The sequence below is a fragment of the Paenibacillus sp. FSL M7-1455 genome, from assembly GCF_038004655.1.
Classification (GTDB): Bacteria; Bacillota; Bacilli; order Paenibacillales; family Paenibacillaceae; genus Paenibacillus_AQ; species Paenibacillus_AQ cookii.
On sequence record NZ_JBBORO010000001.1, the window covers coordinates 4412560 to 4432500 of the forward strand.

General features: G+C 53.7%; 18 protein-coding genes, 10 tRNA genes and 2 rRNA genes (1 of these 30 only partly in view). 4 read left to right on the top strand and 26 right to left on the bottom strand.

Features of this window, described 5'->3' with window-relative positions:
* Nucleotides 1-39: 39 nt before the first annotated feature.
* From NYE48_RS20310 to NYE48_RS20325, 4 genes are all read right to left on the bottom strand, one after another.
* Nucleotides 40-996 carry a cation diffusion facilitator family transporter gene (locus NYE48_RS20310; protein ID WP_036711304.1) on the bottom strand — a complete coding sequence of 319 codons (957 nt, stop codon included), beginning with the start codon at nt 994-996 and terminating at the stop codon, nt 40-42.
* A gap of 178 nt (nt 997-1174) precedes the next feature.
* On the bottom strand, nt 1175-2083 hold the full coding sequence (gene secF / locus NYE48_RS20315; protein ID WP_036711197.1) for a protein translocase subunit SecF: 909 nt from the start codon (nt 2081-2083) through the stop codon (nt 1175-1177).
* The gene (gene secD / locus NYE48_RS20320) at nt 2073-3344 is read right to left on the bottom strand and encodes a protein translocase subunit SecD (RefSeq protein WP_212951805.1); all 1272 of its coding nucleotides are present in this window, start codon (nt 3342-3344) and stop codon (nt 2073-2075) included. Before secD ends, secF begins: the two co-directional genes overlap by 11 nt.
* 163 nt (nt 3345-3507) lie before the next feature.
* Nucleotides 3508-3750 carry a post-transcriptional regulator gene (locus tag NYE48_RS20325; RefSeq protein ID WP_341000698.1) on the bottom strand — a complete coding sequence of 81 codons (243 nt, stop codon included), beginning with the start codon at nt 3748-3750 and terminating at the stop codon, nt 3508-3510.
* 319 nt (nt 3751-4069) lie between these two features.
* On the opposite strand from NYE48_RS20325, the gene spoVB reads away from it, so the two are divergent.
* A complete protein-coding gene (gene spoVB, locus NYE48_RS20330) occupies nt 4070-5623 on the top strand; it encodes a stage V sporulation protein B (protein ID WP_445324075.1) in 1554 nt (517 codons plus the stop codon).
* A 3-nt stretch (nt 5624-5626) separates the two neighbouring features.
* Here spoVB and NYE48_RS20335 read toward each other — a convergent pair whose 3' ends face one another.
* The gene (locus NYE48_RS20335) at nt 5627-6406 is read right to left on the bottom strand and encodes a DUF421 domain-containing protein (RefSeq protein ID WP_341000699.1); all 780 of its coding nucleotides are present in this window, start codon (nt 6404-6406) and stop codon (nt 5627-5629) included.
* 247 nt (nt 6407-6653) lie between these two features.
* Here NYE48_RS20335 and NYE48_RS20340 point away from each other — a divergent pair, with 247 nt between their 5' ends.
* A complete protein-coding gene (locus NYE48_RS20340) occupies nt 6654-7046 on the top strand; it encodes a TIGR04086 family membrane protein (RefSeq protein WP_339323902.1) in 393 nt (130 codons plus the stop codon).
* Between the two features lie 75 nt (nt 7047-7121).
* Nucleotides 7122-7964, top strand: a complete 843-nt coding sequence (locus NYE48_RS20345; protein ID WP_246537119.1) for a phosphatase PAP2 family protein — start codon at nt 7122-7124, stop codon at nt 7962-7964.
* Between the two features lie 238 nt (nt 7965-8202).
* Here NYE48_RS20345 and yajC read toward each other — a convergent pair whose 3' ends face one another.
* The 8 genes from yajC to NYE48_RS20385 form a co-directional block, all read right to left on the bottom strand.
* Entirely contained in the window at nt 8203-8544 is a 342-nt protein-coding gene (yajC, locus tag NYE48_RS20350; RefSeq protein ID WP_036711185.1) for a preprotein translocase subunit YajC, read from the bottom strand.
* Nucleotides 8545-8611: 67 nt separating this feature from the next.
* Nucleotides 8612-9751, bottom strand: coding sequence for a tRNA guanosine(34) transglycosylase Tgt (tgt, locus tag NYE48_RS20355; protein WP_340999809.1), 1140 nt, complete (start codon nt 9749-9751; stop codon nt 8612-8614).
* Nucleotides 9752-9787: 36 nt separating this feature from the next.
* On the bottom strand, nt 9788-10816 hold the full coding sequence (gene queA, locus NYE48_RS20360) for a tRNA preQ1(34) S-adenosylmethionine ribosyltransferase-isomerase QueA (RefSeq protein ID WP_212951808.1): 1029 nt from the start codon (nt 10814-10816) through the stop codon (nt 9788-9790).
* Nucleotides 10817-10822: 6 nt separating this feature from the next.
* Nucleotides 10823-12925 carry a SpoIID/LytB domain-containing protein gene (locus NYE48_RS20365; protein WP_340999810.1) on the bottom strand — a complete coding sequence of 701 codons (2103 nt, stop codon included), beginning with the start codon at nt 12923-12925 and terminating at the stop codon, nt 10823-10825.
* 65 nt (nt 12926-12990) lie between these two features.
* Complete coding sequence (ruvB, locus tag NYE48_RS20370) at nt 12991-13995, bottom strand: Holliday junction branch migration DNA helicase RuvB (RefSeq protein ID WP_212951810.1); 1005 nt, start codon at nt 13993-13995, stop codon at nt 12991-12993.
* A 36-nt stretch (nt 13996-14031) separates the two neighbouring features.
* Nucleotides 14032-14646: a Holliday junction branch migration protein RuvA gene (ruvA, locus tag NYE48_RS20375; RefSeq protein ID WP_036711183.1), complete on the bottom strand. Its 615-nt coding sequence runs from the start codon at nt 14644-14646 to the stop codon at nt 14032-14034.
* Nucleotides 14643-15146, bottom strand: coding sequence for a crossover junction endodeoxyribonuclease RuvC (gene ruvC / locus NYE48_RS20380; RefSeq protein WP_340999811.1), 504 nt, complete (start codon nt 15144-15146; stop codon nt 14643-14645). The genes ruvA and ruvC overlap by 4 nt, the downstream gene beginning before the upstream one ends.
* A 218-nt stretch (nt 15147-15364) precedes the next feature.
* Nucleotides 15365-16261: a LysR family transcriptional regulator gene (locus NYE48_RS20385; protein ID WP_036711178.1), complete on the bottom strand. Its 897-nt coding sequence runs from the start codon at nt 16259-16261 to the stop codon at nt 15365-15367.
* 119 nt (nt 16262-16380) lie between these two features.
* Here NYE48_RS20385 and NYE48_RS20390 point away from each other — a divergent pair, with 119 nt between their 5' ends.
* On the top strand, nt 16381-17448 hold the full coding sequence (locus tag NYE48_RS20390) for a branched-chain amino acid aminotransferase (protein ID WP_212951811.1): 1068 nt from the start codon (nt 16381-16383) through the stop codon (nt 17446-17448).
* Nucleotides 17449-17523: 75 nt separating this feature from the next.
* On the opposite strand, the gene NYE48_RS20395 is transcribed toward NYE48_RS20390, so the two are convergent.
* The 13 genes from NYE48_RS20395 to NYE48_RS20455 all read right to left on the bottom strand — a co-directional run.
* A complete protein-coding gene (locus NYE48_RS20395) occupies nt 17524-18189 on the bottom strand; it encodes a BofC C-terminal domain-containing protein (RefSeq protein WP_246537350.1) in 666 nt (221 codons plus the stop codon).
* A 101-nt stretch (nt 18190-18290) separates the two neighbouring features.
* Nucleotides 18291-18364: transfer RNA gene (locus NYE48_RS20400), tRNA-Pro, on the bottom strand.
* A 13-nt stretch (nt 18365-18377) separates the two neighbouring features.
* A tRNA-Leu gene (locus tag NYE48_RS20405) sits at nt 18378-18457 on the bottom strand.
* An 8-nt stretch (nt 18458-18465) separates the two neighbouring features.
* Nucleotides 18466-18539: transfer RNA gene (locus NYE48_RS20410), tRNA-Arg, on the bottom strand.
* A gap of 6 nt (nt 18540-18545) precedes the next feature.
* Nucleotides 18546-18620: transfer RNA gene (locus NYE48_RS20415), tRNA-Gly, on the bottom strand.
* A 15-nt stretch (nt 18621-18635) separates the two neighbouring features.
* Nucleotides 18636-18711, bottom strand: a tRNA-Lys gene (locus tag NYE48_RS20420).
* 48 nt (nt 18712-18759) lie between these two features.
* Nucleotides 18760-18836, bottom strand: a tRNA-Asp gene (locus tag NYE48_RS20425).
* Nucleotides 18837-18909: 73 nt separating this feature from the next.
* Nucleotides 18910-18983 (bottom strand) — tRNA-Met (locus tag NYE48_RS20430).
* A gap of 31 nt (nt 18984-19014) precedes the next feature.
* Nucleotides 19015-19090 (bottom strand) — tRNA-Val (locus NYE48_RS20435).
* A 52-nt stretch (nt 19091-19142) separates the two neighbouring features.
* Nucleotides 19143-19217: transfer RNA gene (locus NYE48_RS20440), tRNA-Glu, on the bottom strand.
* A 4-nt stretch (nt 19218-19221) separates the two neighbouring features.
* A tRNA-Asn gene (locus tag NYE48_RS20445) sits at nt 19222-19297 on the bottom strand.
* 8 nt (nt 19298-19305) lie between these two features.
* Nucleotides 19306-19422 (bottom strand): 5S ribosomal RNA (gene rrf, locus NYE48_RS20450).
* Between the two features lie 262 nt (nt 19423-19684).
* Nucleotides 19685-19941 (bottom strand): 23S ribosomal RNA (locus tag NYE48_RS20455); it runs 2791 nt beyond the window's last position.

Genomic DNA, 19941 nt, shown 5'->3' on the forward strand with positions numbered 1-19941 from the left:
TCCCTGCCGGCTTGCGCCTTCGATGCGCGATTCAACGCGTTATTGAAGCAGCGTCGGCATGTCATTATCCGTAAGCTGATGATTGGATTTGTACGGATAGCCGGGATCATAAGGAACGACTTGGATATTCACGTCACTGATATGCACGAAGCGGTTCATCAGCAGTTTTTTGGCCCGCTCCGCGATTTCGTTTGCTTCCAGCACCGTAATGCGGGGATTGACGCTGATTTTCAGATCAACGGTTACGTAATGTCCTTGCTCCCTTGCCTTCAAATCGTCGACGGTGATGATGCCGTGTACCCGCTGCACGGTCTCGATGAAATTCAGAGAGTCCTCCTGCTGGGTTTCCTCCACAAGCGAACCGTAAACGGATGTCACGATCATCAGGTACCCTTTGCGGAGCACCAAAGCCGCCACGATCAGAGCCGCAACCGGATCCATGTACATCAGCGCTTTCACCTGCAAACCGTCGCCTGCCAAGGACAAAAAGACGCCGATGCAGACGGTCAATGAAGTATACAAGCTAAAGCGATGTTCTTCGGCATAAGCGGTATGATTCCCGTCGCCTTGCTTTTTCGAATAGCGGTATTGGAATTGAAAAATGGCTTCCTTTACGGCCAACGACACAAAAATGGCGATGAGCGTAAACGATTCCGGTATCTCGATGGTTCCCGAAGCGATTTCCCGAATGGAAGCGATCGCGATCTGCAGCCCTCCCATCAGAACAAGCACCGCAAAAATGATCGCAAACAAAGGCTCCGTTCGGTGCGAGCGTTTCGGCTGCTTGCCTGCGCCCCAAGCTTTGGCGGACATGCGGCGCGGAATGAGCCGGTTCAACGCGGTCACCGCATCGGAAGCGGAATACAACGCATCGCCAAGCAATGCCTTGCTTCCCCCGAAATAACCTAATGTCCCTTTGAGAACGGCCAGCGACAAATCGCCGATCATTCCCGCCCAAGTGACCGTATCGGAAGAATGTGAACGCCCTGTGCTCATGTTTGCCTCCTCTCCGGCAGTCCCAACATGCCGATTCTTTTCTTTGAAATGGATGTCATCCGTACGGTTATGACGCACCTGCATCCGTTTCTTCGAGGTGAATAAGCCATTGATGAGTTCCACATGGAAGATCGAAAGCCGCGTCGCATGGGACGCGGCTTTCACCTGTACAAGAACCTTACGCTTTGGAAGGCTTGACCGCTTTCCGGTTAGGTTTTTGCTTGTACTTAAAGAGCAGCCACAGCGGGCTTGCGATGAAGATCGAAGAGTATGCCCCGAAGATCAGGCCGATGACCATGGCCAGCGAGAACATTTTGATCGATTCTCCGCCGAACAGGAACAGGAAAAACGCGGCGATAAATACCGTAAACGCTGTATACAAGGAACGCATCAGCATTTGGTTGACGCTGTGGTTCAGCAGTTTGGCCAAATCCTCGCGCGTCTTCTGCTTGCCGAAACGCAGGTTTTCGCGGATCCGGTCGAAAATAACGATCGTATCGTTGATCGAGTAACCGATGATCGTCAGCACCGCGACGATGAACGTCAGGCTGACCTCCAGCCGGAAGATGGAGAAGATCGCTACGACCATAAACGCGTCATGCAAAAGCGCGACGATGGCCGCTAACGCGAACCGCCATTCAAACCGGATACTTACGTATATGATGATCCCGATACAGGATATGAGTACGGCATAGATCGCATTCCGGCCGAGCTCCTTGGCCATTTCCGGATCAACGGTGTTGATTTCGAAGGATGCAGACTTGTCCAGCTTCTGAATTTCCGCTTTCAGCTTTTCGTCCTGATCCTCCTGGAGCACTTTCGTGAAACGGATGTTCACCCGCTGATCCCCCGGCGTGATATGCGCGTCTTCTTTGGCGACTCCGATGGCGCTGAGCACCGGCTGTATCTCTTCAGCCGTCACGTTTTTGGACAGCTTCACGTCCACGTTCGAACCCGCGCGGAAATCAACGCCGTAGTTCAAACCGAAAGCGGAAAGCGCGATAATGCCGGCGATCGTCAGCACGATCGAAAAGATAAAGGCCGGCTTGCTGAGCTTCACGAAGTCGAATTCTCTCTTAAAGTGCATTGATCTCACTCTCCTTTACCCCGAACTGCTTCGGTTTTTTGAGCAGCTCGCCCTTGACGAGCAAACTAAGCAGGAAGTGGGTCAAATACACGTTCGTCAAAATGCTCAGCACGATTTCGACGATCAGGACGAGGGCGAAACCTTTAACGGCGCCTGTCCCAAACGCGAACATCACCGCACCGACGATAATCGTCGTAATGTTCGAGTCCAAAATCGTGCGGAAGGAGGATTTGTTCCCCGCTTTGACCGCCGAGGTGATGCTGCGGCCGTTGCGGATTTCTTCCCGAATCCGTTCGTTTGTGATGATGTTCGCGTCGACGGCCATCCCGATCCCGAGAATAAACGCCGCTACGCCCGGAAGGGTCAGCGTAAAGTCGGCCCAGACGAACACCAGGATGAGCAGCCAGGTATGCACGATCAGCCCGAAGCTGGCGATGATGCCCGGCAAACGGTACATCGCGATCATAAAGAGCAGAATGACGATGGAACCGATGATGCCTGCTTCGATCGTTTTTTGCAGCGATTGTTTGCCCAGCGTCGCGCCTACGCTTTGAGAATATTTTTCGGTCAGTTTCAAAGGCAGGGCGCCCAGATTGATCGTGTCGCGGATTTGTTTGGCTTCTTCGATGGAATAACTGCCGGAAATTTGGGCTTTGCCGTCGGTCAGCTCTTGACGGACCGTCGGGTCGGACAGCATGTTGTCATCGAGGAAGATCGCCAGGTTTTTGCCGATCAAACGTTTGGTGACATCCGCGAATTTCTTTTTGTCCTTCACCTTGATATCGATGACGGGCTGGTTGAGTTGGTCGTAGCCTACGGAAGCTCCGTTTTCGACAAAATCGCTGCCGACCAGCTCGACCTTACAATATATATCCTTCGGTTGCGCGTTTTCCGCAGGCGCCTTGCAGCCTTCCGCGCTGCGGAATGTCAGCGAGGCCGGCTCCTTCATTTTCTTTCTGACTTCGGCTTCGTTGGTTACGCCTGCGATTTTAAGGCGAATCCGGTTCGTACCTTCGGTGGTTACTTCGGGTTCGCTGGTACCAAGCGCATTGGCGCGCTTCTCCAGGCTTTCCGCCGTACGCGTGAGGGACTGTTTCGTAATCTTTTGTCCGGCTTCGAGCGGCGAAGCTTCGTACAAAATCTCGAAGCCCCCTTTAAGATCAAGACCGAGCCGGACGCCGTTCAGCAATCCCGGAGTCGACCAGGCCATGATTCCCGCAGCAACGAGCACGACGATGATGAAAGTAGCAATTCTTTTCATGCCGTTCCTAGTTCCCCTTTCGTTCTCAATATTCCTATTATAGCCATGCGTCAAAAAGCAGTCAATTTATCAATATTTGTCGTTTCCGCCCGCCGGGAGGTTTTCCGGAGCTTGAGGAGAGGCCTTATCCGCTTAGCCGCCAACCTGAAAAAGTTCCTCTCCCTTAATCGAAAGAGGAACCTTTATATGCAGATATGGTCATAAAGTTCATAAATGCCATGACTTTCAGAGAGAGAATATCGTTGGTCAGCTTATACAAAGGAGGAATGCCTTCCTTTTCGTATTTGCTGCTGATGCAGTTCCAGATGTCTTTGCTGGTCACATGTTCATAACCGATAAGCCTGAATTCCTCCGCCTTGCTCCGGCACAACGCCTCAATGGCGGCATCCATCTCGCTTTCGCTCATATATTCCGGGCTCACTGGCGCACCCTCCTCCCCGTCTCCCTGGTGTCTTCCTGCCAAGTTATACTTTTATACTACCACATTCGACTCCGCATGGCCCCATTCCTTCTTTTGGATTGCAAGACTTTTTACGGTTTTCGCCAAACCTTCGCGCAAAAATGTCTTGGTATGAATGGACGAGTCCGGCATATCCATATACAAAAGGTCTGTCGCAACGAAGGCAGCAGCAAAAGAGCTGGCACGGAAAAAGGGAGTGGCGCATTTGAACAAGCTAACACCTCGCACGGGGACATCGAAAAAGCAGACGTTTATCCAAGGCACGATGATTTTGCTCGCCGCCGGGATCGTCAACAGGATTTTGGGATTTATTCCCCGCATCGCTCTGCCCCGCATCATCGGGGCCGAAGGCGTCGGCATTTACCAGCTCGGATATCCTTTTTTCCTGGTGCTGGTCACCATCATCACCGGCGGGATTCCGCTTGCGGTGGCCAAGCTGATATCCGAAGCGGAAACGGAGAACAAACCGCAAAATTCCGAATTCGTTCTCCGCGTCAGCCTGATGCTGACCGTCGGTTTGGGCATTCTGTTCATGGCGCTTTCCGTCTGGCTTGCGCCCTGGGTGACGAGCCATATCCTGACGGATTCGCGCGTCTACTACACGTTTATCAGCATGAGCCCGATGCTGGTCATCGTTGCTGTATCATCCGTTTACAGAGGCTATTTTCAAGGCAAGCAAAACATGATCCCTTCCGCCGCCTCAAGCATCATCGAAACCGTGGCCAGAATCGGCTGCACGTTATGGTTCGCTTACCTGCTGTTGCCCAAGGGGATTGCTTATGCCGCGGCAGGAGCGATGCTTGGGGTTACGGCCGGCGAATTTTTCGGGCTGCTCGCCCTGTTATGGCAGTTCCGCAAGGAGCGGCCAAAGCTGGCCAAAACCGAAAAAGGCTCGCGCCATCAAGCGTCAAGCCCGGGTTTGTTTTCTCGTTTGATGGGCATCAACATTCCGGTGACGGCAGGCAAGCTGGTCGGTTCCTTTTCTTACCTGTTCGAATCGATTATCACCGCGCAAAGCCTTGCCATCGCAGGCATCGCCACGTCCGTCGCCACCGCGCAATACGGCGCGCTGCAGGGCATGATCATTCCCGTCCTGCTCCTGCCCGGCGCGTTGACCTCTTCCCTGGCCGTATCGCTGGTTCCATCCCTTTCCGAAGCGGCTGCCCGCAAAGACAGGCTGACGATCCATAAGCGGCTCAACCAAACGATCCGGCTCGCCTTGGTTACGGGCGCTCCTTTCTCCGTGATCATGTACGTGCTCGCCGAACCGCTTTGCCGCTTGTTGTACAACAGCACGGACATCGCGGGGATGCTGCGGATGCTGGCCCCTTTTGCGCTTTTCGTCTATGTACAGGCCCCGCTGCAAGCCACGCTGCAAGCATTGGACCGCCCCGGAAGGGCGTTGTTCAACACGCTGGTCAGCGCTTCGATCAAGCTGTTCCTGATCTGGTATTTGTCTTCCCAGCCGGAATACGGCATTTACGGCGCCGTCATCGCGATCATCATCAACAGCATCGTCGTCACCATCCTTCACGGGTTTAGCATCAGCCGGCTGCTCGCGTACCGCTTCAAGCTTTTCGACATGGTGAAACTGCTTTGCGCCATGCTCATCATGGCTGCCCTAACGACGTATGCCTTCCGCCATTTTCCGTTTGCCGGCTTCGGATGGATTCAGCTTTTTGCATCGGCGCTCGTTGGCGCGGCTGCGTTCCTGGTCACGGTTTTTGCCGTGAAGCTGGTCTCGCCGCGCGACGTGAGAAGAATGCCGGTCATCGGCAAATGGTTCGGCTCGGACGAGCCGGGGAAACCTGCGGCATAAGGTTTATTTCGGATCGACGTACACCTTGCCGTTCGGGTCGATCGAGCATAAAAATACGTCCTTGAACTCTTTGACGCCATGCTGCTGAATTTGATGTTTAAGCCAAAACCGGTTTTTTCTCAGCTTCCGCAAATTGTCGTCCTGCACTTTTCCGTCCATGATCAGCGGAACGGGAAGCACGCCGAAAGTGAAGGTTCCGGCCGGGGCAAAAAAGAGCTTTTTCGACCTGGATCCGCCGTTTGCCGCAATCTTCCCCGTCTGCCGCGGATTTGCGGGTCGTTTTGTTTCGGGCTGCGCCCAAGCCGTGCCGCCGCTTGTTTGGGGATCGTTCCCGCCAAACGGCTGCCGGGTTTCCTCGCGCGAAGCGGAAGGAGATTTGGGAATGACCGTCAGCTGCCCGGAGTTTTCCAGAATGGCAAATTCGACGTCCGCGATGTTTTGGATGTTTTTCCCGCGCAGCTGGAGCAGCAAATCGTCCAGGTTGTACCGCTGTTTCCGCATCTCCTCCCGGTTGAGCTTGCCCTTGGCCACAAGAATGCTCGGCTCGCCTTCGAACCATAAACGCACTTTCCTGCTCTTCAGGCTGACGATGGCAATGATCAATTGGATGATGACCAGCGTGATCATCGGAACGATCCCGTCGAAAACCGGGCGCTTGATATCTTCCAGCACAAAAACGCCGATTTCGGCGATCATGATGGAAATGACGAGATCGAAAATCGAAAGCTTTCCGATTTCCCGTTTTCCCATAATCCTTAAAGTCAGATAGATGACAAAATACATGAGTACCGTCCGAAATACGGTGACCAAAATGTGAGCAGCCACACCCAAGCCCTCCCTTTGATGCGATATTGTTGGAAGAATATAAGGGTATTTTGGCCTTCGTCCATTTCAGGCATGCACTGCCGCGCGGATTAATAATTGGAAAATTACTTGTACTACCCCGGGAGGCTTGGACATAGATTTACATTAACTTATGGTTAGGGGATTGAAGAAAAAATTCCTAGTAATGATGAAGGGGGTTCCTGTTATGCACATGATCCGGCGCGTGCTTTCTTTTCGGATCGCAAATCCGATTCTGTCCGGGCTCTACTATTCTTTTTTCTGGATGATGCTTGGCGCGCTTGTCCTTTCCCTCCTGCTGTGGTCCAGCGGCATGGACGAACAAAGCCTTTCCCGCTACATTTATGTGGTCCATGCGGTTGCATCGTTGTTCGGGGGGATTGTCGCAGGCAAGCGGGCAGGAAAAAGAGGCTGGTACCAAGGCGGCCTGACGGGCATTTTGTACGGCGCGCTGATCATCATGATCGGTTTTCTCGCGCTCGACAGCCATTTGCAGACGGGGGATCTGCTGCTGCTTGCCGCGGCGTTTGCCTCGGCGGCCATCGGCGGCATGTTCGGCGTGAACCTTAAAAATAAGTGAATCGATAAGGCCTCTCCTCTTGAAATATGGTACACTAGGTTCACTTGATTCTTACAAGAGGAGGCTTTTTCTGATTTGATCTACCAATCCATGCAGGGAATATCCATCGCCTCGGCAGTCGCCGTGATTCTGCTGATCTGGCTGGGTACGCTCCGCAACCCGTTCAAAGCGGCCTACCTGTTTATGAAAGAGCTGCTAACTTCGCGCAAGTTTTTGCTGCTGTTCTGCATCATGGTAGGGATTCTTCTGCTGAACAAATACGAGCTGCAGATCGAAGAAAACATGAATTACCATAAAGATTTCACGCCTTGGGTATTCGGCTTGGAAGGACATTTCGTGCAACATTTTCAGGACTTTTTCCACAGCCCGTACCTTACGCCCGTCCTCGTTTTTTTCTACGTGGTGGTTTTTCAATCGCTGCTTGTCGCGTCGCTCGGCGTTTATGTTTCCGATCAAAATAGAGTGTTCGTGCTGGCCACTTGCTTCGCGATTATCATCAACTATACGGTCGCGATTCCGTTTTACCTGTTTTTCCCGGTCAATGAGGTGTGGTCTTACCCGCCATCCGGAGCATCATTCCTCATGCTGGAGGTCTTTCCGAACTTCGAGCAGGAGTACAGGCCTTTATCCGGCATCAACAACTGCTTCCCAAGCCTCCATACGTCCATTTCGGTGACGATGATGGTTTTGGGATTGCGTTCCGGCAACCGACGCTTCGGCATCATGACGACGGTCAGCGCCATCATCGTGATTTTCAGCATCTTCTATCTGGGCATTCATTGGCTCACGGATATGATCGCCGGCACCATTCTGGGTCTCATCGCTTCCAATGCGGGCATCCTGTTCGCCAAGCTTTCCTTGCGAAGCCAAAACGAATCCCTGCTTCACCGGCAGCGCAAAATGTTTGGCGGATTATAATATCGAGAGCTATACGCTTACACATGATCAAAGAGGCGGCTCCCTGAACGGGAACCGCCTCTTTGGTTCGGCTAACGATGTTGCATCTTCGCTGCAATAACCGATTTCATCCATGCCGTTGGACGCTTCAAAGAAAGCGATCATAGGAATTTTCCCCGTATACCCGCTCCATTGTCGCTTATCGGTCATGATGAAATGAATCCATAAGTAATCTTGTGATTCGTTATGTCGCTGCAGCTTATTTTTCGCCTTCGGCTGCCGTGCTGATCGCATGGCTGATCGAGTTGCGGTCGAACGTAAGCTTCGTAACGTCATTGACGCGCAATACGACCGTGTCGTCCGTAATTTCCATGATCGTCCCGTGAAGGCCCCCGATCGTAACGACCTTATCCCCTTTTTTCAATGCGCTGAGCATCGAGTTCCGGGTTTTCTGTTTCTTTTGCTGCGGACGAATAAGCAGGAAATAAAAAATCGCAAACATCAGCACGAGAGGCAAAATCAAGCTGAGGAAGTTGCTTCCGCCGCCTGCCGCGCCGCCTGCGCCTGCCGCAATTTCAAAACTTTCGAATTTTTCGAACATCCCTTTCCCCCCTTTCATGGATTAACCCCGTCGTTTCAGTTTCAGCTGCTTCCGAAAAACCTTCGGATTAAAAACCTTTATCATTGTCATGAAGACCGTACTGCTCAAAAAACTCATCGCGGAAATCAAGCAGCCTGTCTTCCATGATGCTTTGCCGCACTTGCTTCATCAGGTTGATAAGGAAATGCAGGTTGTGGTACGTCGTCAGCCTGAGGCCAAAGGTTTCGTCGGCTTTGATCAAATGACGAAGGTAGGCTCTTGAATAGTTCCGGCAAGTATAACAATCGCATGCAGGATCAAGAGGGCCAAAATCTCTGGCGTATTGGGCGTTTCGCACGACGAGCCGTCCTTGGCTGGTCATCGTCGTTCCGTTGCGGGCAATCCGCGTCGGCAGGACGCAGTCAAACATGTCCACGCCCCGGATCGAACCTTCGATCAAGGCATCCGGAGAACCGACGCCCATCAAATAACGGGGTTTGTTGTCCGGAAGGAGCGGAACGGTATAATCCAGCACTTCATACATCAGCTGCTTGGACTCTCCAACGCTGAGTCCACCAATAGCATACCCCGGGAAATCCATGGAAGTCAAATCCCGCGCGCTTTGTTTGCGCAAATCCTCGTACATGCCTCCCTGCACGATGCCGAACAACGCCTGGTCATGCGGGCGCGCGTGGCTTTTCAGGCAGCGCTCGGCCCATCTCGACGTCCGTTCCAGCGATTTTTTGACGTAATCGTATTCGGCCGGATAAGGCGGGCACTCATCGAATGCCATCATGATATCGGAGCCGAGCGCGTTCTGGATTTCCATCGCCACTTCAGGAGAAATGAATAACTTGTCCCCGTTCAGGTGGGAACGGAAATGCACGCCTTCCTCGGTGATTTTGCGCATTTCGCTCAAGCTGAACACCTGGAAGCCGCCGCTGTCGGTCAAAATCGGGCGGTCCCAATTCATGAATTGATGCAGCCCGCCCGCTTCCCGGACGATATCGTGGCCCGGGCGCAGGAAAAGGTGATAGGTGTTGCTCAAGATGATTTGCGCGTCCATCGACTTCAGCTCTTCCGGGCTCATCGTTTTGACGGTGGCCAGCGTCCCGACCGGCATGAAGGTCGGCGTTTCGATCACCCCGTGGGGGGTATGGACGCGGCCGAGGCGCGCTCCGGATTGTTTGCATGTTTTAATGTGTTCGTAATAAACTGCTGCAGTCATATAGATACCATCCTCTTAGATTCCGCTCGATCGGACTTAATAAATAAACATGGCGTCGCCGAAGCTGAAAAAGCGGTATTTCTCTTGGATCGCTTCTTCGTACGCATGCAAAATATGCTCTCTGCCTGCCAGCGCGCTCACCAGCATCACCAGCGTGGACTTGGGCAGATGGAAGTTGGTGATCAGGGCATCCACGACCTTGAATTCATAACCCGGATAAATGAAAATATCCGTCCAGCCGCTGCAAGCCTCGAGCTGCCCGCCCGCAAACCGGGTGCCAAGCGTTTCAAGCGTCCGGCACGAAGTCGTGCCGACGGCAATGATGCGTCCGCCCCGGCTGCGCGCAGCGTTTAAGACGTCGACCGTTTCCTGCGAAACGGAATAATACTCCGCATGCATCACATGGTCTTCGACTTTGTCGACGGACATCGGACGGAAGGTGCCCAACCCGACATGAAGCGTCAAATAGGCGATCGTGACGCCCTTGCGCTCGATTTCCTCGAGAAGTTCTTTCGTGAAATGAAGCCCGGCTGTCGGCGCGGCCGCAGAGCCCTCATGGCGGGAATATACGGTCTGATACCGTTCCCGGTCATCCAGCTTCTCCTTGATATACGGAGGCAGGGGCATTTGGCCGAGCCGGTCCAAAATCTCCTGGAAAATCCCTTTATAATAAAACTTCAGCACGCGTTCGCCCATGTCGGCTTCATCTTCGATGACGGCTTTCAGCTCGTCCCCGAAAACGATCGACGTGCCCGGCTTCAGCTTTTTGCCCGGTTTGACGAGCGCTTCCCAGCGGTCTTCGCCGAGGTTTTTCAGCAGGAGCACCTCCGCTTTGGCGCCCGTATCTTCCTTGGTTCCGAACAATCTCGCGGGAATGACCCGCGTATCGTTCAGCACAAGCGTATCGCCGGGATGCAGCTGGTCCACGATATCCTTGAATGTATGATGGGCAATCGCCCCGTTTTGCTTGTTCAGCGTCAATAGACGCGATGCCGTCCGCTCCTTGAGCGGCGTCTGTGCAATCAATTCTTCCGGTAGGTTAAAATCGTACAAGTCTACGTTCATATTGCGTCATTCCTTAGTAATAGTTACGTTCTGGTAATAGTGTTTCAATATATCCTGATAACCATACCCTTCGTCAGCCATCCCTTTCGCTCCCCATTGCGAGAGTCCGAGGCCATGCCCGTTGCCGCGGCCGACGAACATAAAACCTTCGTTTTTGTCGACGCTGCGGGCGCTGCCGTCCCCGCTCAGGATGACCGTTCCGCCGCCCGCAAGGGTGCTTTGGCCGGAAGCCGAGACGACGGCGGCGCCGGACGAACCGGTCTTTTTGGCCGTCGTGCCGTCGGCACTCCGTACAGTATAGCTCCCGGTTTGGACAATATCAAATAAGGTGCTTGGAAGGCTTCCCAGCGCCGAGCGGAACAGGTCCGGGTATTTTACGTCGAGAACCTGGCCGTTGGCCTTGATTTCCGTCGCCCGGCCGGACGGCCCGCGTTTCGTGACGTCCAGCGTCACGATCGGGGAAGGAGGCGGCGTCTGGGTTTTGCCCTGCAGGCTTTTAAGCAGCTCGGCCGACGTGAACGGCCCGCGAACCCAGGAGTACGTGCCGGATTCGTTCACTTTTTCCAGCAAGACTGCCGTATCGCCGGGATTCATTTTGGCGACAGGGCTTTTATCGGACTGAATCAGCGGCAGCGGGCGAACGTTCGTATCTTTCGCCGTCACGGTCACTTTGGCGAGTCCGCCGCCGGTAAACGTGCCGGTCTCTTTTACGTTGTCTTCGCGCACATAGCCGCTGACGCCGGAAGGGAGCAGCACATGGTACCACATTTTTTGGCCCTTCGTCGCGGCAGTGTCCCCCTCGCTTGGCACGCTGGCGAACGCATCCCCGCCGCTGTTCCACACTTCGGAAGGATCGGCCGACGCGCCGCCGGCGTTGGAGGAAAACACCGCCTCGACCACTTTCCCGTCTTTCCGGATCACTTCGCCGCGGGTTGCGTCGACCGCTTCGACCACGCTCGGGGATTCGGAGGCGACCCCATTGTAAGCCTGGCTCAGCGTCGTGTCGACGACGTCCGCGATTTTAAACTTGCTGCTTTGCCCCACTTGAAACTCCGCATAGCTGCGCGCCGCAACCGCTTGGGCTTTCAGTGCTTCCGCAGGCCACGAGGACGGCACCTCGCCGCCGACGACCGAATAGAGGTACTCTTCAAACGGCAGCTCATTGACAAGCGCAAGTTGCCCGTTCAAAACGCTGATCTCCATCGCCCCGCGGTAAGAACGGTTTGATCTTTCCTTAACCTTCAGTTCCGAGCCGCTGCTCGAAGCCCATGCTTTGGCGTCTTTGCCGCTGACCTGAAAATGCTTGACGGCTTGCCCTTGGCCTACATCCTGCCGGATGATCAAACCCGGAAGGCCGGCATCGGCGTTCGAGAGCGCAAATTGCGGCAATTGCGCCGCCGCGGAGCTTGACAGGGCGGCCAAATCCTGATCGTTTGCCGCTTCCCCGACCCAAACCGCGTAGCGGCTGCCGCCGTCGGCCGTCTGCTCCAGCGCGACCACCGCATCAAACCCGGCATCCTTGATGGAGCTTGCGGCTGCCGCCGCTTGCGCTTCCGTATCGTAAGAACCGGCGGTCAAATGCTTCGGGCCCTTCACCGCGGGAACCTGCCCCTCCAGATAAGCGGCCGCGGTTTTGGCCGTGCGGGCTGCTCCTGTAGCGGCCGCCTGCTCGCTTGCATAAGGCCCGGCATAGAGCTGGTACACTTGTCCTGCGGAGGTCTGGGCCGCAAACAGAAACGGCTTGTCCGCCGTGGCCGCCAGTTTTTTGTAGGCCGCGGAGGCGGCCGAAAAATCCCTCGTTTCCAGCACCTTCACGCGAAAGCCGTCGATGCTGAAGCGCGCTTCTTCTCCGGCGGCAAGCGCAAAGGCGGAGGATGGCCCTCCGGCCGCTTTGAATCCTACGGACCAAGCTTGTCCGGAGGAAAGCGTCACTGCCGCCTGCGTGGATTTATACGTGCTGCCTAAATCCATAAACAAACCGACCCGGATCTGGTCGGCCGAAAGAGCCGATGCCTTGCCGGACAGCTGCAAGCCGCCGGCGGCCAGCAATACGGCCAAAAGACCTTTGCCACACCATGTAACTACCTTCGGTACCGTCGATTTTCGCACTCGTTATGTTCCTCCTTGCATCCCATGAAGTCTATATCAAAATGAATGTTAACATCGCGATTGATTTAACGGGGATCGGGCATCGGCAGTCCTAAGTGCTGATAGGCCGCAGCCGTCACGATCCTGCCCCGGGGCGTCCGCTGCAGGAAGCCGATCTGGAGCAGGTACGGCTCGTACACATCCTCGATCGTTTGGCTTTCTTCGCCGATGGTGGCCGCTATCGTATCGAGGCCGACCGGCCCGCCCTTGAAGCTCGTAATCATCGAAGTAAGCATTTTGTAGTCGATTTGGTCCAAGCCGCGCGGGTCGACTTGAAGCATTTTCAGCGATTCTTCCGCGATTTTCGGCGTAATCATGCCGTCCCCCCGCACCTGGGCGTAGTCCCGGACTCTTTTCAGGAGGCGGTTCGCGATCCGCGGCGTGCCCCTGGAACGCAGAGCGATTTCCTCGGCCGCGTCCCCCACGATTTCAATGCCGAAGATATCGGCCCCGCGGGACACGATGTAGCTGAGTTCATCCACGTTGTAAAATTCGAGCCGGCTGACGACGCCGAAGCGGTCGCGCAGCGGAGCGGACAACAGACCCGCCCGGGTCGTCGCCCCGATCAGCGTAAACGGCGGGAGGTCCAATCGGACGGAGCGCGCGCTCGGGCCTTTGCCGATCATAATGTCGAGCGCAAAATCCTCCATCGCCGGATACAGCACCTCTTCCACCGTACGGTGCAGCCGGTGGATCTCGTCGATGAACAGCACGTCCCCTTCCTGCAGGTTGGTCAGCAGCGCCGCCAAATCGCCGGGACGCTCGATCGCAGGCCCGGAGGTGGTGCGCAAATTGACGCCGAGCTCGTTGGCGATAATGTTGGCCAAAGTCGTTTTGCCGAGCCCCGGAGGCCCGTACAGCAGCACGTGATCCAATGCCTCGTTGCGCATCTTGGCGGCTTCGATGTAAATTTTCAGGTTTTCCTTTACTTGGTTCTGTCCGATATATTCGTTCAAATACCGGGGGCGAAGGCTCAGCTCCACCGCCTGGTCTTCCATCATTAAATTTGCCGATATGATCCGGTCATCCATTCCTGTCGCCCCTCTCCCAGCAGCCGAATGCTTCGATTACCCCGCATAAAGCAGCTTCAGCGCTTTTTTCATCAATACGTCCACCGAATCTCCGAACGCCGTTTCATCCTTGATTTTGAGCCATACCCGATCCAGCTCCGCATCCGTGTATCCCAGCGCCTTGAGGCCTTCCCGCGCCTCGGACCAGGCCGATCCGTCACCTTCCTCGGGCTCGGGCACCGCAAACAGTCCGGTCGCCAGCGAAGCCGTGCCGAAGCCGTCAAGCTTGTCCTTGAGGTCCAGAACCATGCGCTGCGCCGTTTTTTTGCCGATCCCCGGCATTTTCGTCAGGAACGTAATGTTCTCTTGGTAAATGGCCGTAACCAGCTGCTCCGGCGTGCCTCCGGCCAAAATGCCCAATGCGACCTTCGGACCGATTCCCGAGACGTCGATCAGCTTGCGGAACAGCCTCTGCTCCTCCCGGGTCGGGAAACCGAACAACAGGATCGCGTCCTCCCGGACATGATGATGGGTGTACACCGTCACGGGTCCTTCCGTTTTGGCGAATACAAAAGGATTAGGGCAGAATACGCGGTATCCTACCCCTTGAACGTCCAGCACGATATATTCATTTTCCAGATGGACCATCGGCCCTCTTAAAAAATCGATCATTTTCGCAATACCTCGTTTATTTTCGAATTTAACGCGTGCGAATGGGCGTGGCAAACCGCCACGGCCAAGGCATCCGCCACGTCATCGGGCTTCGGCACGGCCTGCAGCCTCAAAAACATCCGGACCATTTCCTGAACCTGCTTTTTCTCCGCCTTGCCGTAACCGACTATGGCCTGCTTCACCTGCATCGGCGTATATTCCGCGATGGGCAAGCCGCGCTGGGTGGCCGCCAAGATCAAAACTCCGCGCGCCTGGCTGACGAGCATCGCATTCGTGACGTTCCGGTTGAAAAACAGCTTTTCAAAAGCAACGCATTCCGGTTGATATTTATCGATCAGTTGAATCATGGCTTCGTACACATGCAGCAGCCGCTCTTCGTCGGGCGTGTGAGCCTGGGTCTGAATGCAGCCGTATTGCACCGGGGTCAGCTTGCTTCCGGCTTGATCGATGAAACCAAAGCCTACGATGGCGATCCCCGGGTCGATCCCTAATATGCGCAAATGAATTCTCTCCCCTAAATTGAAAGCGAACATATGTATTCGTTCTATTCATTATAATGTAAAACTTCGTATCAAGTCTATGACCCTAGCAGAAAAACGTCTATCGGCTGGCATTCGGCCGCCGCCAATCATATTTTCATAAAGCAGAAATTCGTCGGACTTTGCGCGGCTTGTCATTTAAAGCGATGCTCTCCGATGTGTTGTACCCCGACAATCGATTACATCTTTTGCAGCGTATGGGCAGAATTGTAGGTTTGCGTCAGTTCGTGGATGAAAGCGACCATTGCGGCGTTCAAAAATTTTTGCTTGCGGTATACGATGCCCACCTTTTTCTGTGGAACGGGATGGACGATCGGGATGATGGCAATATCCGAGTGAAGGATCATGTTCAAATACGATTTCGGCAAAATCGTGCAGCTAACGTTCAGCTTGACCAATTGCAGCATCGAATCCATGGTAGAAAGCTCGATGATCGGATGCAGCCGATGTCCGGCCTCTTTGCTGTAAGCGTCCACCATTTGGCGCACCAGAAATTTTTCCGGGAACAGCACCAGCGACTCCAGCGTAAGATCCTCCAGCTTGACGGCAGCCTGGCGGCTCAGCCGGTGTTTGGCGGAAACCGCAAGGCAAAGCTCCTCGGTATAAAGCTCCATGCTGATCAATTGTTCGTCGTCCAATGGCAGAAACACCACCCCAAGATCCAGCTTGTTGTCGATCAGTCCCTTCTTGGTTTCTTCGGTCGCAAGCTCGTGCACGGAAATCGAGATGCCCGGCATTTTTTGATGGAAGGAAATGAGCGTTTCCGTCAGCAAATGGTTGCCCGAGCATCCGATGGTAAGTTTTCCCCTTTGCATCCCCTTGAGTTCGTTAATTTCGGTTTGGGCTTGTTCCAATTCGTGAAAAATGTTTAATGCGTGCTCTTTTAACGTCATGCCGGCTTCCGTCAAATAATTTTTTTTGCCGATCCGTTGGAATAACGGCGTTCCGACCCTTTCCTCCAACAACCGGATTTGCTGGCTAAGCGTAGGCTGGCTGATGCCCAACTTTACGGCGGCCTTGGTAAAATGCAGCTCTTCGCAAACCGCCAGAAAATACTCAAGCAGACGAAAATCCATGGACCGACCCTCCACCATAGTTGATAACTATTATTTTAATTGATAACATTGAATTGACCAATCATTTTTTGTTATCTATAGTAGACATTATTATAAATGTACGATAGGAGCGCATGACTATGAGCGATGAGATCAAAATCCAATTAACCACCACGCCGGGGAACAAGCCGGACAGCAGCAATTTGAGTTTCGGGAAATATTTTACCGACCACATGTTTATCATGGATTACCATACGGAAAAGGGCTGGCATGATCCAAGGATCGTTCCTTACGCCCCGATCGCGTTGGACCCTGCGGCCATGGTGTTTCATTATGGGCAGGCCGTTTTCGAGGGGCTGAAAGCCTACATGACCGACTCCGGCAAGGTGCTGCTGTTCAGACCGGATAAAAACATGGAACGCTTGAACCGTTCGAACGACCGGCTGGGGATCCCTGAAGTCGACGGGGAGTTCGTCATCCAAGCGATCAAAACCTTGATCGAGATCGATAAAAGCTGGATTCCTACCGAGAAGGGCACGTCCTTGTACGTCCGCCCATTTATCATCGCCACGGAGCCGTGCTTGGGGGTACGGTCCTCGTACACGTATCAGCTCATCGTCATCCTGTCGCCGGTAGGCGCTTATTACTCGGGTGGCCTGGAACCGGTCAAAATCAACGTGGAAAGCTCCTATACCCGTGCGGTTCGCGGCGGGATCGGGTATGCCAAGGCCGCAGGCAACTATGCGGCAAGCATCAAAGCCCAGGAAAACGCCAAAAAAGAAGGCTTCTCGCAGGTGCTCTGGCTGGATGCCATCGAAAAGAAATATATCGAAGAAGTGGGCAGCATGAACATTTTCTTCAAAATCGCGGGCACGGTCATCACGCCGGAAATTAACGGCAGCATCCTGGAAGGCGTGACGCGCGACTCCGTCATTACGCTGCTGAAGGATTGGGGAGTTCCGGTCGAAGAACGGAAACTATCCATCGAGGAAATTTACGAAGCCTACAAGCAAGGACAACTGGAAGAGGTGTTCGGTACCGGTACGGCAGCGGTCATTTCGCCGGTCGGCGAGCTCCACTGGAACGAGCATACGATGGCTATCAACGACAAAAAGATCGGCGAGTTGTCCCAGAAGCTGTATGACACCATCACCGGCCTGCAGGCCGGTCAGCTCCCGGATACGCGGAATTGGACCATCACGTTTTAACTTCAAACCGGATACGACAAAAGGATCCCGAATGTCATCCTGACATAAGGGATCCTTTTCTTTTAGCATCGGCCGTCATCCTTCACGCGCGTAATCGCTGAACGTGGACAGGACGCTGTTATATTCGTCGATGTCTTGAATGCGAATGCCGTCATACAAATGTCTTAACGCATCGTCCGGCAAGGAAGACTCCATGGAGTTGATATCCAGCTGAAAAAACGTCTTAATGACTTTCTCCTGTTCGGGCGGACCGTCAAACAAAGACAAATTGCCGTCCTTGTCCAAACTCATGTAGGCCCGTTGTTTGCAGGCCGGCGAAAGATCATGAATCGTTTCGTTCAAAACGACTTTGCCCTGCCCCTCAAATTGTCCCTTCCAGGACGGGTGTTCATTCAGCAAATTATATATTTCATCCACGTTCAGCTTGCCTAACGACCGTTCCTCTTCGCCGCAAACATAACTGTGGCGGACGACCACCTCATTAATTTGCTTGGATTTGTTAAGCAGTTTCCAAAAGTTCGAATCCTCCGGATCGCTCATCCCTTCGGATTGCTGATAATATTGAAGCGTTTCTATGGCCACTGGCGGTTTGGAGCTTAGCAAGCTTTGTACCTTGTCCGGCAAATACATGCTGACCCACACGATCGCGATCAACAGCGAAGATAACCCTAACGTTAACGACCGGCGTTTCAAACGACGCCACTGCTTTTGCAGTTGTTTCTTGATCCGAGTTGCATTCACGATAATCCCCTTCTATTCCCTGTCTTTTTCTTTTATTGTGACCTGGGGATTACATATTTATACAGCAAAAAAGCCACCGAAAATTTCGATGGCTTCCGTGATCGGGATGACACGATTCGAACATGCGACCCCCTGGTCCCAAACCAGGTGCTCTACCAAGCTGAGCTACATCCCGTTATGAAATTGAATGCCGGTGAAGGGACTCGAACCCCCACGGTTTCCCTCACGATTTTGAGTCGCGCGCGTCTGCCAATTCCGCCACACCGGCTTATAAAACGCGCCCTAAGAGATTCGAACTCCTGACCTTTTGATTCGTAGTCAAACGCTCTATCCAGCTGAGCTAAGGGCGCAAATATTGGAGCGGACGACGGGAATCGAACCCGCGACCCTCGCCTTGGCAAGGCGATGCTCTACCGCTGAGCCACGTCCGCAAGTGAAAGTAAAACTGGTGAGCCATGAAGGACTCGAACCTTCGACACCCTGATTAAAAGTCAGGTGCTCTACCAACTGAGCTAATGGCTCTCACTTTGTTTGAATCGTTCCAAGAATCATTCCTGAAGCGAAGTAAAATGGCGGAACCGACGGGATTCGAACCCGCGATCTCCTGCGTGACAGGCAGGCATGTTAGGCCTCTACACCACGGTTCCACGGCCTTGAATAATTCTCCTGCAAAGGATCTGCAATATGTTACGAAACATATGTAGACTTTTTGGAGATAAATTGCGGGGGCAGGATTTGAACCTGCGGCCTTCGGGTTATGAGCCCGACGAGCTACCGGACTGCTCCACCCCGCGTCATTATGAATCCTCGTTAATGAGGATGATATGGTGGAGACTGAGGGGATCGAACCCCCGACCCTCTGCTTGTAAGGCAGATGCTCTCCCAGCTGAGCTAAGTCTCCTTAAATTTTCTATGAACCCGACTGGATTCTCGTCCCAATCAAGGGAAAGTAATGGTGACCCGTAGGGGATTCGAACCCCTGTTACCTCCGTGAAAGGGAGGTGTCTTAACCCCTTGACCAACGGGCCTTAATGGCTCCCCGAACAGGACTCGAACCTGTGACAACTCGATTAACAGTCGAGTGCTCTACCAACTGAGCTATCAGGGAATATGTACGCTTGGCAACGTCCTACTCTCCCAGGACCCTTCGGTCCAAGTACCATCGGCGCTGGAGGGCTTAACGGTCGTGTTCGGGATGGGTACGCGTGGAACCCCTCCGCTATCGCCACCAAACAGGATTTTTGCGCTCTTTTTCTTCGGAGATCACTCACCAGCAAAATATCCATCCTCTAAAAGGACTTGCAGCTTCAAAATCATTCAGATGTTTGATCACCTGAAAACTAGATACGAAACGTTTTGCGTTTTAATGTTTCCGTAGCATTTCCCGGTTTTTGTTCCGGCCCCCGCCAAAATACTCGGAATCAGCTACGAGGCTGCTCTTCACTTTGGTGGGTTTGTTCATGCTTCCGTAGCGAGCTTTCTTTCAGAAAGCTTTTAGGATAAGCCCTCGACCGATTAGTATTGGTCAGCTCCATGCATTGCTGCACTTCCACCTCCAACCTATCTACCTCGTCGTCTTCAAGGGGTCTTACATACTGGGAAATCTCATCTTGAGGGGGGCTTCACGCTTAGATGCTTTCAGCGCTTATCCCGTCCGTACGTAGCTACCCAGCCATGCTCCTGGCGGAACAACTGGTGCACCAGCGGTACGTCCATCCCGGTCCTCTCGTACTAAGGACAGCTCCTCTCAAA

Excerpts from the sequence above, each read along its gene's own strand:
- queA (WP_212951808.1), bottom strand. The coding sequence starts at position 10,816 with ATGAACGTAGACTTGTACGATTTTAACCTACCGGAAGAATTGATTGCA.
- yajC (WP_036711185.1), bottom strand. The coding sequence starts at position 8,544 with ATGTTCGAAAAATTCGAAAGTTTTGAAATTGCGGCAGGCGCAGGCGGC.
- NYE48_RS20310 (WP_036711304.1), bottom strand. The coding sequence starts at position 996 with ATGAGCACAGGGCGTTCACATTCTTCCGATACGGTCACTTGGGCGGGA.
- NYE48_RS20340 (WP_339323902.1), top strand. The coding sequence starts at position 6,654 with ATGCACATGATCCGGCGCGTGCTTTCTTTTCGGATCGCAAATCCGATT.
- secF (WP_036711197.1), bottom strand. The coding sequence starts at position 2,083 with ATGCACTTTAAGAGAGAATTCGACTTCGTGAAGCTCAGCAAGCCGGCC.
- NYE48_RS20325 (WP_341000698.1), bottom strand. The coding sequence starts at position 3,750 with ATGAGCGAAAGCGAGATGGATGCCGCCATTGAGGCGTTGTGCCGGAGC.
- spoVB (WP_445324075.1), top strand. The coding sequence starts at position 4,070 with ATGATTTTGCTCGCCGCCGGGATCGTCAACAGGATTTTGGGATTTATT.
- NYE48_RS20390 (WP_212951811.1), top strand. The coding sequence starts at position 16,381 with ATGAGCGATGAGATCAAAATCCAATTAACCACCACGCCGGGGAACAAG.
- secD (WP_212951805.1), bottom strand. The coding sequence starts at position 3,344 with ATGAAAAGAATTGCTACTTTCATCATCGTCGTGCTCGTTGCTGCGGGA.
- NYE48_RS20335 (WP_341000699.1), bottom strand. The coding sequence starts at position 6,406 with ATGTATTTTGTCATCTATCTGACTTTAAGGATTATGGGAAAACGGGAA.
- tgt (WP_340999809.1), bottom strand. The coding sequence starts at position 9,751 with ATGACTGCAGCAGTTTATTACGAACACATTAAAACATGCAAACAATCC.
- ruvA (WP_036711183.1), bottom strand. The coding sequence starts at position 14,646 with ATGATCGATTTTTTAAGAGGGCCGATGGTCCATCTGGAAAATGAATAT.
- NYE48_RS20385 (WP_036711178.1), bottom strand. The coding sequence starts at position 16,261 with ATGGATTTTCGTCTGCTTGAGTATTTTCTGGCGGTTTGCGAAGAGCTG.
- ruvB (WP_212951810.1), bottom strand. The coding sequence starts at position 13,995 with ATGGATGACCGGATCATATCGGCAAATTTAATGATGGAAGACCAGGCG.